Origin of the sequence: Nonomuraea fuscirosea, assembly GCF_035917475.1 — a bacterium.
In the GTDB taxonomy this organism is placed as follows: domain Bacteria; phylum Actinomycetota; class Actinomycetes; order Streptosporangiales; family Streptosporangiaceae; genus Nonomuraea; species Nonomuraea fuscirosea.
Genome location: NZ_CP109074.1, coordinates 442,203 through 457,149 on the forward strand (window position 1 = coordinate 442,203; position 14,947 = coordinate 457,149).

At 72.4% G+C, this 14,947-nt stretch carries 16 protein-coding genes; 6 read left to right on the forward strand and 10 right to left on the reverse strand.

Translation table 11 applies throughout. The annotated features are described in order from the left end of the window. Positions 1–3: 3 nt before the first annotated feature. On the reverse strand, positions 4–918 hold the full coding sequence (locus tag OIE67_RS02030) for an NmrA/HSCARG family protein (protein ID WP_326636074.1): 915 nt from the start codon (positions 916–918) through the stop codon (positions 4–6). A gap of 118 nt (positions 919–1,036) precedes the next feature. Between OIE67_RS02030 and OIE67_RS02035 the strand changes: the two genes are divergently transcribed. Beyond that, on the forward strand, positions 1,037–1,648 hold the full coding sequence (locus OIE67_RS02035) for a TetR/AcrR family transcriptional regulator (RefSeq protein ID WP_326636076.1): 612 nt from the start codon (positions 1,037–1,039) through the stop codon (positions 1,646–1,648). A 177-nt stretch (positions 1,649–1,825) separates the two neighbouring features. Here the strand turns inward: OIE67_RS02035 and OIE67_RS02040 are convergent, their stop codons facing one another. Continuing rightward, the gene (locus OIE67_RS02040; protein ID WP_326636078.1) at positions 1,826–2,560 is read right to left on the reverse strand and encodes an SDR family oxidoreductase; all 735 of its coding nucleotides are present in this window, start codon (positions 2,558–2,560) and stop codon (positions 1,826–1,828) included. 120 nt (positions 2,561–2,680) lie between these two features. Between OIE67_RS02040 and OIE67_RS02045 the strand changes: the two genes are divergently transcribed. Further along, positions 2,681–3,364, forward strand: coding sequence for a TetR/AcrR family transcriptional regulator (locus OIE67_RS02045; protein ID WP_326636080.1), 684 nt, complete (start codon positions 2,681–2,683; stop codon positions 3,362–3,364). A gap of 154 nt (positions 3,365–3,518) precedes the next feature. On the opposite strand, the gene OIE67_RS02050 is transcribed toward OIE67_RS02045, so the two are convergent. From OIE67_RS02050 to OIE67_RS02070, 5 genes are all read right to left on the reverse strand, one after another. Next, positions 3,519–3,944 carry a VOC family protein gene (locus OIE67_RS02050; protein WP_106248977.1) on the reverse strand — a complete coding sequence of 142 codons (426 nt, stop codon included), beginning with the start codon at positions 3,942–3,944 and terminating at the stop codon, positions 3,519–3,521. Between the two features lie 53 nt (positions 3,945–3,997). Further along, positions 3,998–5,623 carry a serine/threonine protein kinase gene (locus OIE67_RS02055; protein ID WP_326636084.1) on the reverse strand — a complete coding sequence of 542 codons (1,626 nt, stop codon included), beginning with the start codon at positions 5,621–5,623 and terminating at the stop codon, positions 3,998–4,000. After that, entirely contained in the window at positions 5,620–7,371 is a 1,752-nt protein-coding gene (locus OIE67_RS02060) for a serine/threonine protein kinase (protein ID WP_326636086.1), read from the reverse strand. The genes OIE67_RS02055 and OIE67_RS02060 overlap by 4 nt, the downstream gene beginning before the upstream one ends. A gap of 141 nt (positions 7,372–7,512) precedes the next feature. Further along, a complete protein-coding gene (locus tag OIE67_RS02065) occupies positions 7,513–8,724 on the reverse strand; it encodes a sensor histidine kinase (protein ID WP_326636087.1) in 1,212 nt (403 codons plus the stop codon). Beyond that, positions 8,721–9,377 (reverse strand): response regulator transcription factor, encoded by a 657-nt coding sequence (locus OIE67_RS02070; protein WP_106248980.1) that lies wholly within the window; start codon positions 9,375–9,377, stop codon positions 8,721–8,723. The genes OIE67_RS02065 and OIE67_RS02070 overlap by 4 nt, the downstream gene beginning before the upstream one ends. 195 nt (positions 9,378–9,572) lie before the next feature. On the opposite strand from OIE67_RS02070, the gene OIE67_RS02075 reads away from it, so the two are divergent. From OIE67_RS02075 to OIE67_RS02090, 4 genes are read left to right on the forward strand one after another with little or no spacing between them, the layout of a single operon-like run. After that, positions 9,573–10,106 carry a hypothetical protein gene (locus tag OIE67_RS02075; RefSeq protein ID WP_326636089.1) on the forward strand — a complete coding sequence of 178 codons (534 nt, stop codon included), beginning with the start codon at positions 9,573–9,575 and terminating at the stop codon, positions 10,104–10,106. Between the two features lie 8 nt (positions 10,107–10,114). Next, positions 10,115–11,245 carry an efflux RND transporter periplasmic adaptor subunit gene (locus tag OIE67_RS02080; RefSeq protein WP_326636091.1) on the forward strand — a complete coding sequence of 377 codons (1,131 nt, stop codon included), beginning with the start codon at positions 10,115–10,117 and terminating at the stop codon, positions 11,243–11,245. Between the two features lie 8 nt (positions 11,246–11,253). After that, on the forward strand, positions 11,254–12,003 hold the full coding sequence (locus OIE67_RS02085; protein ID WP_326636093.1) for an ABC transporter ATP-binding protein: 750 nt from the start codon (positions 11,254–11,256) through the stop codon (positions 12,001–12,003). Then, a complete protein-coding gene (locus OIE67_RS02090; protein ID WP_326636095.1) occupies positions 12,003–13,223 on the forward strand; it encodes an ABC transporter permease in 1,221 nt (406 codons plus the stop codon). Before OIE67_RS02085 ends, OIE67_RS02090 begins: the two co-directional genes overlap by 1 nt. A 13-nt stretch (positions 13,224–13,236) precedes the next feature. On the opposite strand, the gene OIE67_RS02095 is transcribed toward OIE67_RS02090, so the two are convergent. The 3 genes from OIE67_RS02095 to OIE67_RS02105 all read right to left on the reverse strand — a co-directional run bounded on the left by OIE67_RS02095 (position 13,237) and on the right by OIE67_RS02105 (position 14,882). Then, positions 13,237–13,677 carry a hypothetical protein gene (locus tag OIE67_RS02095; protein WP_326636097.1) on the reverse strand — a complete coding sequence of 147 codons (441 nt, stop codon included), beginning with the start codon at positions 13,675–13,677 and terminating at the stop codon, positions 13,237–13,239. A gap of 117 nt (positions 13,678–13,794) precedes the next feature. Then, positions 13,795–14,307 carry a VOC family protein gene (locus OIE67_RS02100; RefSeq protein WP_326636099.1) on the reverse strand — a complete coding sequence of 171 codons (513 nt, stop codon included), beginning with the start codon at positions 14,305–14,307 and terminating at the stop codon, positions 13,795–13,797. Beyond that, positions 14,304–14,882 (reverse strand): DUF421 domain-containing protein, encoded by a 579-nt coding sequence (locus OIE67_RS02105; protein WP_326636101.1) that lies wholly within the window; start codon positions 14,880–14,882, stop codon positions 14,304–14,306. The genes OIE67_RS02100 and OIE67_RS02105 overlap by 4 nt, the downstream gene beginning before the upstream one ends. Between the last annotated feature and the right edge of the window lie 65 nt (positions 14,883–14,947).

Genomic DNA, 14,947 nt, shown 5'->3' on the forward strand with positions numbered 1-14,947 from the left:
GATTCACCCAGCGCGTTCCGCGGTTTCCTGGGCGGCCAGGAAGGCGGAGATCTGGGCCGCTCCGGTCCGTCGCAGCCAGGTACGCAGGTCCATCAGGCCGGGGTGCAGGGCGCGGGTGAAGGCGACGTCGGCGCGGTAGCCGTGTTCGTTCAGCCAGGTGTAGGCGTAGGCGAACTCCTCGCCGATCCGCGCGATCGTCTCGATCGGGATCTCCACGTACGGCAGCGGCCGGCCGACGGCTTCGGAGATCTCGGCGGCGATCCGGCGCGGGGTGAGTTCGTCGCCGGCCAGGTCGACCGCGCGGCCGATCCACTCGCCCGGCTCGGCGAAGGCCAGCGCGGCGAAGACGCCGACGTCGTCGACGGCCATGATCTGCTGCGGTACGTCGGCGGCGAACGCGGTCGCGACGGTGTTGTCGTGCAGGTGGTACGCGCCGGTGTAGTTCTCCATGAAGGAGACCGGGCGCAGGAAGGTCGCGGGCAGGCCCAGCCGGGTGATGTGCTGTTCGATCCGCCACTTGCTGATCACGTTGCCCGGCAGTCTCTCGGTGTCGTGGCGGCCCGCGCCGGCCAGCGAGGCGTAGACCAGGTGCCGGACGCCGGCGGCGTGTGCCGCGTCGGCGACGTTGCGGCCCCAGCGGACCTCGTCCTCGGCCGAGAAGCCCGCGGGGGTGCCCGGGGAGCCGACGGTGGGCTGCACGCTGAACAGGCCATGGGCGCCTTCGGCGGCGGCGACGAGGGAGGCGGGGTCGTCCATCTCGGCGCGGGCGAGCTCGGCGCCCGCCTGCGCCAGCGCGCGGGCCGCCGGGGCGTCCGGATCGCGCGTCACCGCCCGTACCCGCCAGCCGCCGGCGAGCAGCTGCGCTGTCACGGCCCGGCCCTGCAGGCCGGTCGCTCCCACGACCATGATGGTCTTCACGAAATGTCTCCATACGCTAGGCACGCGGCGGCCAACTCCCTAAGTGGGGTGGCCCCCCGGTTATGGGTGAGTACGATATGGAGGGCCACCCCGTTTACGCAAGCCCGCCGGAGCACACATGCCGCCCGACAGCCGTACGACCGCGTCCGTGCGGCCGATGCGCGCGGACGCCCGCCGCAACTACGACCGCATCCTGACCGCCGCCGCCGAGGCCATCGCCGAGCAGGGAGCCGAGGCGTCGTTGGAGGAGGTCGCGCGGCGGGCCGGCGTCGGCTCGGCCACGCTGCACCGCCACTTCCCCTCCCGGCAGCGGCTGCTGGAGGCCGTCTTCCGCGACAAGGTCGAGGCCCTGTGCGCCGTCGCCGCCGACCTGGCCGCCGACCCCGACCCGGGGCGGGCGCTGGCGACCTGGCTGGGAGCCGTCGTCCGGCACGCCGTGTCCAACAGGGGCCTGGCCGCCTCGCTGATGCGCGGAGCGCACGACGGCGACCCCACCTGGGGCGCCACCTGCCACACGATGATCACCGACGCCGGAGCCGATCTGCTGGCCCGCGCCTGCCGGGCGAACGCCGCACGGCCCGAGGTCTCGATCACAGACCTGCTCACCCTCGTCAACGCCATCTGCCTGGCCGTCGAACACGACCCCGACGGCACCACCCAGGCCGACCGACTGCTCACCCTCGCCCTCACCGGAATACGCCCTGAGGGACCCCAGGTGGTGAACCGGTGACCACGCGGATGGTCAACGTTGCGCACGTGACGGCGCCCGGCCCTGTGCGGGGTCAGCGGCCGTTTTCCTGGAGGCCCTCAGCCACGTGCGGAGGGTGGCGGTGCCGTCGGCTTCGCCGTAAAGGATGAGGGTTGGTGAAGAGAGGGCGACGGAGACCGCCGCGACCGCGGAAGCCGCTCAGACCTGACCGATCCCGCCGTCCACGGGCAGATCGATCCCGGTGATGAAGCTCGAGTCCGCGCAGGCGAGGAAGAGCGCCGTGGTGGCGATCTCGTGTACGTCGCCGAGGCGACCGACGGGGACCCGCGCGGCGATCTGCTCCTTGAACCCAGGCGGAAGGTCGGCGAACGCGGGGGTGTCGATCGCGGCGGGACTGAGCACGTTGACCCTGATCCCGCGCGCCTTCAGGTCGGAGGTCCAGGTCCGGGCGAACGACCGCAGCGCCGCCTTGCTCGCGGCGTAGACCGTCGTGCCCGGATCGCCCTTGTCCGCGGCGCCCGACCCGACGAGCACGACCGAGGCGCCGTCCGACAGCAGCGGCAGCAGTTTCTGCACGGTGAAGAACGTCCCGCGCACGTTCACCCCGAACACGGCGTCGAACGACGCCTCGGTCACGTCCTCGACGGGCTCGTTCCACGTCCAGGCGCCGGCGCTCGCGACGAGGACGTCCACCCGGCCCGCTTCGGCCGCCACCACCTCGGCCAGGCGCGCTATGTCGGAGATCTGGCCGACGTCGCCGAGCACCCCGGTCACGTCGTGGCCGATGGCGGCCACCGCCGCGTCCAGCCGGTCCTGGCGCCGGCCGGTGATGACCACGTGCGCGCCCTCCGCCACGAACAGCTTCGCCGTCGCCAGTGCCAGCCCGGAGGTCGCGCCTGTGATCACCGCGACCTTCCCGTCGAGCTTCGCCATGTCGTCTCCCTGGTGTCAGTCGGAAAATGAGAGCTGTCTCATCTTCTGGAGCTGCTCACTGTAGCGAACATGAGAACACCCTCAAAGTTGAGACATGTCGCACCTTGCTACGGTGGCCTCATGCCATCAGGAGGAAACCCGTCGCCCGCTCGCCGCGACGCCCGCCGCAACCGCGAGCGGCTGCTCGAATGCGCCCGTCGCGCGTTCGCCGACCAGGGCGCGGAGGCGGCCCTCGACGGCATCGCACGGGACGCCGATTTGGTGGTCGGCACCCTCTACCGGCACTTCCCGACCCGTCTCGACCTCCTGTGCGCCGTGCTCGAACCGAAACTGCGCGGCGTGATCGACGAGGTGGAGGCCGCTCTCGGCCTGGAGGATCCGTGGGAGGCGTTCCGCGGCCTGCTCGAAGTCCTGTGCGCGGCCCAGGCAGGGGACCGGGCGTTCGGCGACTTCCTGGCGCGCCGCTTCCCCGGTGACGACCGCACCGAGACCGCGCACCGCGAGATCTGCGCGCTCGCGCAAGGGGTGCTGGAACGGGCGCAGGCGGCCGGCGTCGTACGTCCTGACGTCACCGGCGCCGACCTCCTCCTGCTGCTGTGGGCGAGCAGCAGAGTCGCCGAGGCCACCCGGGAGGTGGCCCCGTCCCTGTGGCGACGCCACGTCCACCTGGCCCTGGACGGCTTCCGACCCACGAACCGGCTCGACCTCCGCGAGCCCGCCTGGGACGCGGACCGGCTCTGTCGCGCGATGGCCGAGTCGGCGAAACGGGTGGGCCGGGCCCACGCTGGTGCGGGCGGCGACTGACTGTCTCGGCGCCAGACTCAGGGCGCGTTCCCCTGTGGGGTGAACATGGACTCTGGCGTCTTCTCTGATTCCATCACGGGAAGGCCCTGCCGCGTCGCCTGGCCGCCGCTCTGGACGCCGACGTCCGTCTCACCGCCGGTCACGACCTCTCTCCTCAGACGGCGAACACCTGAGAGTCGTCCGCGAACGCCTTGAACTCCAGGGCGTTGCCGGCCGGATCGAGCAGGAACATCGTCCACTGCTCGCCCGGCAGCCCCTCGAAACGCAGGTACGGCTCGATGACGAACGCGATGCCCGCCTCCCGGAACCGGCCGGCCAACTGGTGGAACTCCGGAATCGTGAGGATCAGCCCGAAATGCGGCACGGGGACGTCGTGGCCGTCCACCGGGTTGTGCGCCCGCTGCGCCCGCGACGGCGCCAGGTGCGTGACGAACTGGTGCCCGCGCAGGTTCCAGTCGATCCAGGTGCCCGAGCTGCGGCCCTGGGCGCAACCGATCAGATCGCCGTAGAAGTGGCGGGCCGCGTCGAGGTCGTCCACGGGGACGGCGAGGTGGAACCGGGGACGTGCGGGCGTGGTCATAGGGGGAATCTCCTTTCCGAGATGATCACTAGGTACCCGCCGCCGCGGGAAGCTCACCAGCCCTTGTCGAAGTCGCAGATGTTCACCGTGACGCTCTTCTGGCTGCGGGCCGGGGTGATCACCTCGAAGACCACGCGGTACGTGCCCTCCTGCTTCCACGTGATGGACGGGAGCAGCGGACGGGACGCCGACGTGCCCGACTGCCGGCCCTGGTTCTGGCCGTTGACCAGCCAGCGGTAGCTGTAGGTGCCGGTGGCCGAGACCTTGGCCCAGATGTTCATGTCGTAGCGCCAGCAGTCGCCCAGCCTGATGCCCTCATAGGTGAACGCCACCGACCTGACGCCGCCGGCGGTGGACGGCTTGGCGGTGGTGGGCTTGGCGGTGGTCGGCTTCACGGTCGGTGTCGCGGTCTTCTTCGTGGGGACGGACGTGGGGGTGGGCGTGTGTCTGGGAGTCTTCGGGGTTGTGGGGGTCCGCGAAACCTTCGGCGTCTTCGAGGTCTTGGGAGGGCTCAGGGTCTTGGCCGACTGCTTGGCCTTGCCGGTCGGACGGGTCGAGGCGGGGGTGGAGGCCGGGCCGGTGATGGCGGCGCTCGTGCCGGGGCCGCCGCGCCAGGAAGGCCACCACACCGCCGCCGCGGCCACCCCCGCCGTCACGACGACCGCCGTGCCGCCGGCCAGGAGCGCGAGCACGAGATGGTTGCGGGACGAGGTGCGCGTGGGACCGGTCCTCCCATGCGCGAAGCCCCCGTCACGGCCGGATCCGTGGATCGCGCCGGGTCCGCCGGCCACCCCGGGCCCAAGGACCGCGCCGGGCCTGCCGCCCGCCCCGGATCCGTGCACCGCCCCGGGCCCGCCTGTCGCGCCGGGGAAAGGCGGTCCTGCGGGGAAGGGGGCCGGGTGGGGTGGCTGGGCCGGGCGCACGGGGGAGGCGCCGATGAGCTGGAAGAGGACGTCCTGCATGGCCGGGCGGGCGGCGGGGTCCTTGGCCAGGCAGGTGTGCACGATCGAGCGCAGCGGCTCGGGCACGCCGTCCAGCCGCGGCTCCTCGTACTGGATCCGCCGGAGCACCGCGGGCAGCGAGTCGTTGCCGAACGGTGGCGCGCCGATGGCCGCGTACACCATCACCGACCCCCACGCGAACACGTCCACGGCCGGTCCGGCGGGCGCGCCGAGGAACTGCTCGGGAGCCATGTACGCGGGCGTCCCCACGATGCTGCTGGTACGGGTCACCGCGTCGTCCATCGCGCGGGCGATGCCGAAGTCGATGACGCGCGCCCCGTCGCGGCCGAGCAGCACGTTCGCCGGCTTGAAGTCGCGGTGCACGACCCCGGCCCGGTGGATGGCGGCCAGCGCGGTGGCGGTGGCGACGGCCAGGCGTTGCAGGTCCGCCCCCGTGTGCGGGCCGGCCTGCTGGAGCGATGGCCCCTCGACGTACTCGGTCACGATGTACGGCCGCCCGCCCAGCGAGGCGTCCAGCACCTGCGCGATGCAGAACGGCTCCACCCGCCGCGCGGCGGCGATCTCCTTGGCGAAGCGGCCGTCACCGATCACGCCCTCGCGCAGCACCTTGATGGCGACGCGCGTGCCGTCGGGGGCGGAGCCCAGGTAGACGATCCCCTGACCGCCCTCCCCGAGTGTGCCGACGATCCGGTAGGGGCCGATGGCCTCGGGCGTCATTGGTAGTCGTCCATGGAGCAGACGTCGATCGTGATGCTCTTGCTGGTGGCGGCGGGCGCGGTGACGTTCAGGGTGATCGTGTGGCGGCCGGCGTCCAGCATGTACTGCCCGGACGTCACGAAAGCCGTGTATTCGCCCTCCGACACCCACGATCTGTTGTTCACGCGGACCCGGCCGTCGATGGCCCATTTATACGAGATCCAGATGCCCGGCCTGCTCGACTCCACCTGCGTCTGGAAGTGCACCGGGGGCATGTAGCAGCCGCTCGCGCCCGACTGGCCGGGGCCGCCGGACAGGCCGATCTGCAGGATGCTGATCCTGGCGCTGGTGGCCGGTTTCCTGGTGGTCCTGGTCGGGGCGGGGGTCGGGCGGGCGCTCGTGCGCGCCGGTGTGCGGGTCCTGGTGGGGGTCGAGGTGGGGGTTGAGGTGGGCTTCTGGGTGGGTTTCTGGGTTTTAGGGGCGGTGGTACGGGGCTTGGACGTGGTCTTCGTGGGCTTGTGACCGGGCTCGGCCGTCCTGTCCGCCGTGTCGTCCGGGTCGGAGTCCGGGTCGGAGTCCTGGTCCGCGTCGGACGTGGCGTCCGGGGTGGGGGAGCCCGCGGAGAGGAACGCCGCGCCCTTCCAGCCCGACCAGGGGGCGGCCCAGACGACCCCGGCGACGAGCGCCGCCACCAAGACCCCTCCCACCCCGCCGGCCACAGCCACCAGCGCCGACCCCGGCCGCCGCCCCCGATGCCCAGGCCCAGGTCCCGGCGCATGCCCAGGCCCAACTCCGGGCCCCATCGGCGGGCCCTGCCCCGGCCCCAACGGACCCGGTCCCGCACCCTGGGGTCCCGCATCCTGGAACCCCGCGCCCTGGGATCCCGCATCCTGGGATCCCGTGCTCGGCGGTCTCGGTGGGGGAGTGTGCTGTGCCCAGTCGCCCGACGCCGCCCCCGGCCCGGGCTGCGGTGGCGGGCCGGGGTTCTGGCCGCTGAGGAGGCGCAGGATGACGTCACGCATCGTCGGCCGTCGTCTCGGATCCTTGGCCAGGCAGTCGTACACGATCGCGCGCAGCCCGTGCGGCAGCTCACCCAGGTGCGGCTCGTTGTGCAGGATCCGGTTGATGATCGCGGGCATCGTGTCCTGCCCGAACGGCGGCGCGCCCGTCCCCGCCCACACCATCACCGACGCCCACGCGAACACGTCCGCCGCCGGCCCGAGCGGCTCCCCCGCGAGCTGCTCGGGCGCCATGTAGGAGAGCGTCCCCACGATCGCGCCGCTGTGCGTGACGGGGTCGTCCATGGCGCGGGCGATGCCGAAGTCGATGACGCGCGGCCCGCCGGGCCCGAGCAGCACGTTCGCGGGCTTGAAGTCGCGGTGCACGACCCCGGCCTGATGGATGGCGGCCAGCGCGGTGGCCGTGGCGACCGCGAGCCGCTGCAGGTCCGCTCCGGTGTGGCGGCCCGCCTGCTGGAGTGAGGGGCCTTCGACGTACTCGGTGACGATGTACGGCTGCCGGTCGTCCGGCGAGGCGTCCAGCACCTGCGCGATGCAGAACGGCTCCACCCGCCGCGCCGCCTCGATCTCCTTGGCGAAGCGAGCGCCGAACCCGGCGCCGCCCCGCAGCACCTTGACCGCGACCCGCCGGCCGTCGGGCGCCTGCCCGAGGTAGACGGTGCCCTGCCCGCCCGCGCCGAGGCGGCCGAGCAGCCGGTACGGCCCTGCCGCCGGTGGGTCGTCCTCCCGCAGCGGTTCGACGTTCGCCATGAGAGAAGTGACTCCTGAGACGGGTGCGGTAGATCTTTACGTACGATAGCGACTCAGATCAGGATTTGTGGTGAAGTCACACACCCGCCGAAGCTTCGTTCGAGAGCGACGGCCAGCACACCAGGCCCGCGCCCGACCACGTCAGTCCCGCGCCCGGGGCAGTGCCGCCACCACGATCAGCCCGCCGCCCTCCCTGGGCCGCGCCCTGACGTCACCCCCGTGCGCCACCGCCACCGACCGCACGATCGACAGCCCCAGCCCCGCGCTGGTCCCGGTCACCGTCCGCTCGGGCCGGTGCCGGTGGAACGGCTTGAACAGCAGCGGCACGTCGTACGGTGCCACGCTCGGCCCGGTGTTGCTCACCTCCACCTCCACCCGATGCTCGGACACGGTCCGGCTGACGACCCGCACCCACCCGGTGCCGTCGTCGAGGTTGTAGCGCAGGCCGTTCTCCACCAGGTTGTGCACGAGCCGTTCGAGCAGCAGCGCGTCTCCGGTCGTCGGGGCGGGCGCGGTGACCTCGTACAGGGTGACCTTGCGGTCGGCGGCCTCGTCGGCGCTCTGCGCGGCCACGTGCGTCACCACGTCGGCCAGGTCCACCGGCGAGCGGTCCGCGACGTCCTGCTCGGACCTGGCCAGCAGCAACAGCCCGTTGATGAGCCGTTCGTGCCGGGTGTTGATCTCCAGCAGGCTCTCGCCCAGCTCCTTGACCTCACTCGTGGCCGTACGGCGGTGCATGGCCAGCTCGACCAGCGCCCGGTTCAGCGTCAGCGGCGTGCGCAGCTCGTGCGAGGCGTTGGCCACGAACCTGCGCTGCCCGTCGAAGGAGTGGTCGAGCCGCGCCACCATGGTGTCGAAGGCGTCGGCCAGGTCCTTGACCTCGTCGGCGGGGCCGTTCAGCGCGATGCGTTCGTGCAGCCCGCGTTCGGCCATGGGGGCCGCGGCGATCCTGCGCGCGGTGTCGGTGACCAGCCGCAGCGGCGCGAGCATGCGGCCCGCCACCACCCAGCCCAGCCCCACGGCCCCGCCCCCGACCACGACCAGCGCGACGGCGCCCTGTGTGAGCAGCGAGGTGAGCGCGGCGGACTGGATCCCCGCTTCCTGCTGCCGCAGCCACTCCTTCGCCTCCTCGCCGTAGACGGTGACGCCGTCCCTGGTCAGGAAGACCTGCTTGGTCCTGCCGGGCTCGGAGGAGGCGAACCGCTCCTCGAAGGTCCGGTCGAGCTGCTGGTTGAACAGCAGGTACGTGACCCCCAGCAGAGCCAGCCCGGCGAGGAGGAACAGCGCCCCGTACACGGCCGTGAGCCGCAGCCGGAGCGTGGGCCGCGGTGGACCAGACGGGGAAAGTCTCATGCGATCCGGTACCCCACCCCGGCCACGGTCTGCACGACCGGCGGGTCGGCGAGCTTGCGGCGCAGCTTGAGTATGGTCAGCCGGACCGCCCCGGTGAACGGGTCGGCGTGCTCGTCCCAGGCCTTCTCCAGCAGCTGCTCGGCCGACACGACGGCGCCGTTCGCGCGCAGCAGCTCGGTCAGGACGGCGAACTCCTTCTTCGACAGCGGCACGAACCGCCCGTTCCTGAACACCTCCCTGCGCGCCGGGTCGAGCGTGATCCCGGCCCGGCGCAGCACGGGAGGCACGGCCGGCCGCGAGCGCCGGCCGAGCGCGAGGACCCTGGCGGCCAGCTCGGGGAAGGCGAACGGCTTGGGCAGGTAGTCGTCGGCGCCCAGGGACAGCCCGCTCACCCGGTCGTCGAGCTGGGCGGCGGCCGTGAGCATCAGCACCCGGGCGGCGCACTCGGAGGCCACCATCTCCCGGCAGACCTCGTCGCCGTGCACACGCGGCAGGTCGCGGTCCAGCACGACCACGTCGTAGTCGTTGACCGCGATCCGCTCCAGAGCGGCCGCGCCGTCGTGCGCCAGATCGACCGCGTGTGTCTCCTCGCGCAGCCACTCGGCGATCGCGTCGGCGAGCATCGGCTCGTCCTCAACCACCAGCACCCGCATGGCGTTCTCAGGTCCTTTCCGTCTGCTTACGAAGCCGAGTGTGACGGAACGGATATCCGTTCCGGATAAGCCGCCGCGTTCCGGATAATCCGCCAGGCGGAAACGCTGAGGAAACGCCCGGAGCTATTGCATCTCCCCTCGAACGGCATTCATCCGCCGGCATTCACCCGCCGGCGTCCGACGGAGGGAACTGTCATGCGAGGACGAATCCTCGGCGCGCTGGTCACGGCGCCGCTCACACTCACCCTGGTCCTGGCGGGCTGCGGCTCGGACGGCGGGGGAGGAGGAGCGGACGTGGCCTCGGTGAGCACGGGCGCGGCGAGCCAGGGCACGGCCGCGGCCAAGCCGAGCGAGGACCCGCAGGAGAAGGCGCTCAAGTTCGCCCAGTGCATGCGCGAGAACGGCATCGACGTGCCCGACCCCGACTCCAGCGGCAGGTTCACGATGAGGTTCGACAAGAACACGCCCCAGGAGAAGGTCCAGGCGGCCCAGGACGCGTGCAAGCAGTACGCCCCGAGCGGTCAGCGGAAGGGCGGCGGAGACCCCAAGATGGGCGAGAACCTGCGCAAACTCGCCCAGTGCATGCGTGACAACGGCGTCGAGAACTACCCCGACCCCGAGGGCGGCATGATGCGCATCACCCCCGACGTCGGCGGTGACCCCGACTTCAAGTCCGCGCAGGAGAAGTGCCAGAAGGAGTCCGCCGAGGCCGGTATGGGAGGTTCCTGATGGGCCCGGTGACCGAAGGGAGCACCCTCGACGGCACGGCGGAGCGCGCGGCCCCGCCGCCGCGCCGGCGCCGCCGCGGCAGAGGCAGGCTGGTGGCCGGGCTGCTGGCGGTGGCCGCCCTCGCGGGCGGCGCGCTCGTCGCGGTGAACGGCGCGGGCGTGCTGGAGGCGGGCGCAGGACCGACCAGGGCGGCCGCCGTGCTGCCGCCCGCGACCACGACGGTGACCAGGCAGACGCTGAACGACACCAGGGACGCCGACGGCGAGCTCGGCTACGGCCCCGTCACCACGGCCGTGAGCAGGCAGCCCGGCACCGTCACCTGGCTGCCCGTCAGCGGCGCGACGATCAGCCGCGGCCGGTCGCTGTTCCGGGTGGACGACAAGCCGGTCGTGCTCATGTACGGCGACCGGCCCGCCTACCGCGACCTGCGCTCCGGCATGGAGGGCAAGGACGTCGAGAACCTGGAACGCAACCTCGACAAGCTCGGCTACGACGGGTTCACCGTGGACGACGAGTTCACCTGGGACACCGCCCAGGCCGTCATGGAGTGGCAGGAGGATCGCGGCCTGGCGGAGACCGGCGTGGTCGAGCTGGGGCGGGTCGTGTTCGCCCCGGGCAAGGTGCGCGTGGAGAGCCTCGACACCGAGGAGGGCGCGCCGGTCACGCCGGGCATGAAGGTCCTGACGTACACGGGGACGGCCAAGGTGATCACGGTTCAGCTCGACGCCGAGGACCAGCGGATGGCCAGGAAGGGTGCCAAGGTCGAGGTCACGCTGCCGGACGGCAAGGACGTCAAGGGCAAGGTCACCGAGGTGGCCACGGTCATCGTGCCGGGGGAGGGGCAGGAGGAGCCGCAGACGCGGGTGGAGGCGCTGATCTCGATCGGCGCCGCCAAGGCCGCGAAGGGGCTCGACAAGGCCTCGGTGGACGTGACCTTCACCGCCGCGCAGCGCAAGAACGTGCTGACCGTGCCGATCGCGGCGCTCGTGGCGCTGCAGGAGGGCGGGTTCGGCCTTGAGGTCGTCGAGGGCGGGAAGTCCCGTTACGTCGGGGTCGAGACCGGTTTGTACGCGGGCGGCCGGGTCGAGGTCTCGGGCGACGGGCTGAGCGAGGGCATGACCGTGGGGCTGGCGAAATGACGTACCCCATGATCGCCCTGAGGGACGTGTCACGGACGTATCCCGGCGGCGTGGCGGCGCTCAGGTCGGTGTCGCTGCGGATCGGCCACGGCGAGCTCGTCGCCATCGCCGGCCCGTCCGGGTCGGGGAAGTCGACCATGCTCAACGTCGTCGGCACCCTCGACCGGCCCTCCTCCGGAACCCTGCACATCGACGGGTACGACGTCTCGGCGTTGTCCGACAACCAGTTGTCGGCGCTGCGGGCGACCACCATCGGGTTCGTCTTCCAGTCCTTCCACCTGGCCGCGAAGGTGCCGGCGCTGGACAACGTGGCAGACGGCCTCGTCTACACCGGCCTCGGCCGGGCCGAGCGGCGCCGCCGCGCGGCGGTCGCGCTGGAACGGGTGGGGCTCGGGCACCGCATGGACCACGAACCCCACGAACTGTCCGGTGGGGAACGGCAGCGGGTGGCCATCGCCAGGGCGGTGGCGGGCGATCCGCCGCTGCTGCTGGCCGACGAGCCGACCGGCGCGCTCGACTCGGTCTCGGGCGCCGGGGTGATGGAGCTGCTGCACGAGCTGAACGCGGGCGGCACGACCATCCTGATCATCACCCACGACCGGGAGATCGCGGCCGGCCTGCCCCGGCAGGTGCGGATGCGCGACGGCGAGATCGTCTCCGACTCCGCCGCCGGCTCAGAGCCCTTGGAAGGGCTCTCGGAAGAGTCCGTGTCGTCCGGATCGGTCACGTCCGGGTCCGTGGAATCGGGGGTGGCGTGATGGGGGTCGTCGAGGTGCCGCGGCCGAAGCCGGCGCCGGCCAGGATGCGGCCGCGCGACGTGATGCGGGTCGGCGCGGTCGGCCTGCGCACGCGCCCGCTGCGGGCGTTCCTCTCAGCACTGGGCATCGCCATCGGCATCGCGGCCATGGTCGGCGTGGTCGGGCTCTCGTCCTCGTCCGGCGCCGAACTCGACCGCCAGCTGTCGGCCCTGGGCACGAACCTGCTGACCATCTCGTCGGGCACCACGCTCATGGGCGAGGCGGCCCAGATGCCGGTGGACGCGGAGGTCATGATCGAACGGATCGGCCCGGTACAGTCGGCCTCCTCGATCGGGAAGGTCGCCGACGCGAAGGTCTACCGCTCGGAGCGGATCCCGAAGGCGCAGACGGGCGGGCTCAACGCCTATGCCGCCCGCCTCGACCTGCCCGCCACGGTGGGCGCGACCTTGCGCAGCGGGAGGTGGCTCAACGCGGCCACGGAGCGGTACCCGGCTGCGGTGATCGGCGCGGCCGCGGCCCGGCGGCTCGGCATCGGGCCGGTCGGCGAGGACACGCAGATCGTCGTCGGCGGCGTGCGGTTCGCGGTCGTCGGCGTGCTGGAGCCCGTGGCGCTGGCCGACGAGCTGGACAGCGGCGTCCTGGTCGGCTGGCCCGTGGCCGAGGAGCGGCTGGGCTTCGACGGGCATCCGACCGTCCTCTACACGCGGGCGGAGGAGGCCAGGCTGGAGTCCGTACGCCAGGTGCTGGCGGGCACGGCGAACCCGCAGGCCCCGAACGAGGTGGACGTCTCCCGCCCGTCCGACGCGCTGGCCGCCAAGCAGGCGACCAACGAGGCCTTCGCCAACCTGCTCCTGGGCGTGGGCGCGGTGGCGCTGCTGGTGGGCGGGGTCGGGGTGGCCAACACGATGGTCATCTCGGTGCTGGAACGCCGCGGGGAGATCGGCCTGCGCCGCTCGCTCGGGGCGACCAGAGGGCAGATCCGCACCCAGTTCCTGGCGGAGTCGCTGCTGCTGTCGGCGCTGGGCGGGCTCGGCGGCATCCTGCTCGGGACGGCGGTGACGATGGGGTACGCCCTCTACAGCGGCTGGCCCTCGGTCGTGCCGGCCTGGGCCACGCTCGGTGGCCTGGCCGCGACCCTGGCCATCGGCGCCGTGGCGGGCCTCTACCCGGCCGTCCGCGCCTCCCGCCTCTCCCCGACGGAGGCGCTGGCTACCCCATGACCCCGCCCGGGTGTCAGCCGCTCGCGTAGCAGATCGTCTTGCCCACCACCCGGACGCCGGGCCGGTCGCCGGACAGCACGGTCAGCTCGAACGTCACCCGGGTCAGGGGGTCGCGCAACACCGACACCTGGTTGGCCTCGTCACGCAGGTCGAGGTCGTCGACGACCTCGTCATACCCCATGGCCCGCAACCGCCGCAGCAGCCCGGCCGGCGCGTCCTCGGCGTCGGTCTCGGCCTGGAAGAAGTGCCGGGTCTGGCCGGGGACGCAGGTGTCGTCGTCGGCCCGCCGCACCGCCGACAGCCCCAGCTCCGTCGCCCCGAGCAGGTCGCCGGCGTCGGAGTCGAGCCGCCGGGAGGCCTCCGCCAGGGTGGGCAGCTCGGACGGGGCCGCGCACGCCGTCATCGCCGCGAGTCCGAAGAGCACCGCGGACAGGGCGTGACGGCGGGTGCGCACCCGCCGATCCTAGCGAAGATCACCAATCGCTAACGACCCCATCACGAAAAGATCAGCCCGCGTGCCAAGGCCGCCAAGGCGCCGACCCCCGGATCCGCGCGGCGCGGCGTGCGGCCGTCAAGGCCGCCAGCGGCGCAGGTCGCTCTCCTTCTCGTACGCCTGCGGATCCGGATAACTCACCAGCTCCACGGTCGAGCCCCAGGGCGTGCGGCAGTGGACGAACCGGTTGCGCTCGCCCGCCTCCGGCCCCGGCATCGGCACCGGCTCCGACAGCGCGCTCCCGCCCGCCTCGGTCACCAGCCGCAGCGCCTCGTCCACGTCGTCCACGTACACGGCGACGTGCTGCCAGCCCAGGTCGCACGGCAGTACGGCCTCCCCCTGCCGGGGCCCGTTGAACTCGAACAGCTCGATCCCGGGTCCGTTCGGCAGCCGCAGCATGCGCACCGCCACCTCGGCCGTCCCCTGCGGCACGCCGAGCCGCCGTTCCGTGCCCCATCCGCCCTTGGGGCCGTCCGAGCGCGGCAGGGTGTCGTAGAGCACCTCGGCGCCGAAGGCGCGGGCGAAGAACTCGGTCGCCGCGTCGAGGTCGGGCACGGTCACCCCGACGTGGTCGATGCCGCGTGCGGTCATGCGCCACCTCCTGTCCTGGCCAGCGCGTCGAGCTTGCGTTCGATGCGGTCGAGCCGGGCGCGCAACTCGTCGACGTCGCCGCGCTCGGCGTTCTCCTCCTCAGGGCGCAGCCGGACGAGCACCGCGCCGCCGGGCTCCAGGCGCACGAGCCGTGTGTCGGCCACGCTCGTACCGCCCCTGAGCTGGATCGTCACGTCCAGATCGGCCTGACGCAGGCCCAGCCGCCGCAGCGCGCGGGTCAGGTACCGCCCGTCGCGGGCCAGCACGACCGGGCCGCCCTCCACGAGCTTGCCGGCCATCGGTACGGCGGCGGCCAGGTGCACCACCACGGCGTTGACCGCCATCAGGATCACCACCCCGGCCAGGCCGCCGGCCAGCGAATTGTCCGGGCCGATGATCGCGTTCTGGACGACGTTGCTCATCAGCAGCATGACCACGAAGTCGAAGTTGTTGAGCTGGGCGATGCCACGCTTGCCGCCGATCCGCAGCAGCGCGGCCACGGCGAGATAGACGACGACGGTCCTGATGGCCTTGTCGGCGAGCGAGACGCCCGTATGGAACAGGTCGTCCGTCATGGACGCCCCCGAAGCCGCCGGAACGGGTCGTCCGTCATGGACGCCCCCGAAGCTGCCGGAACGGG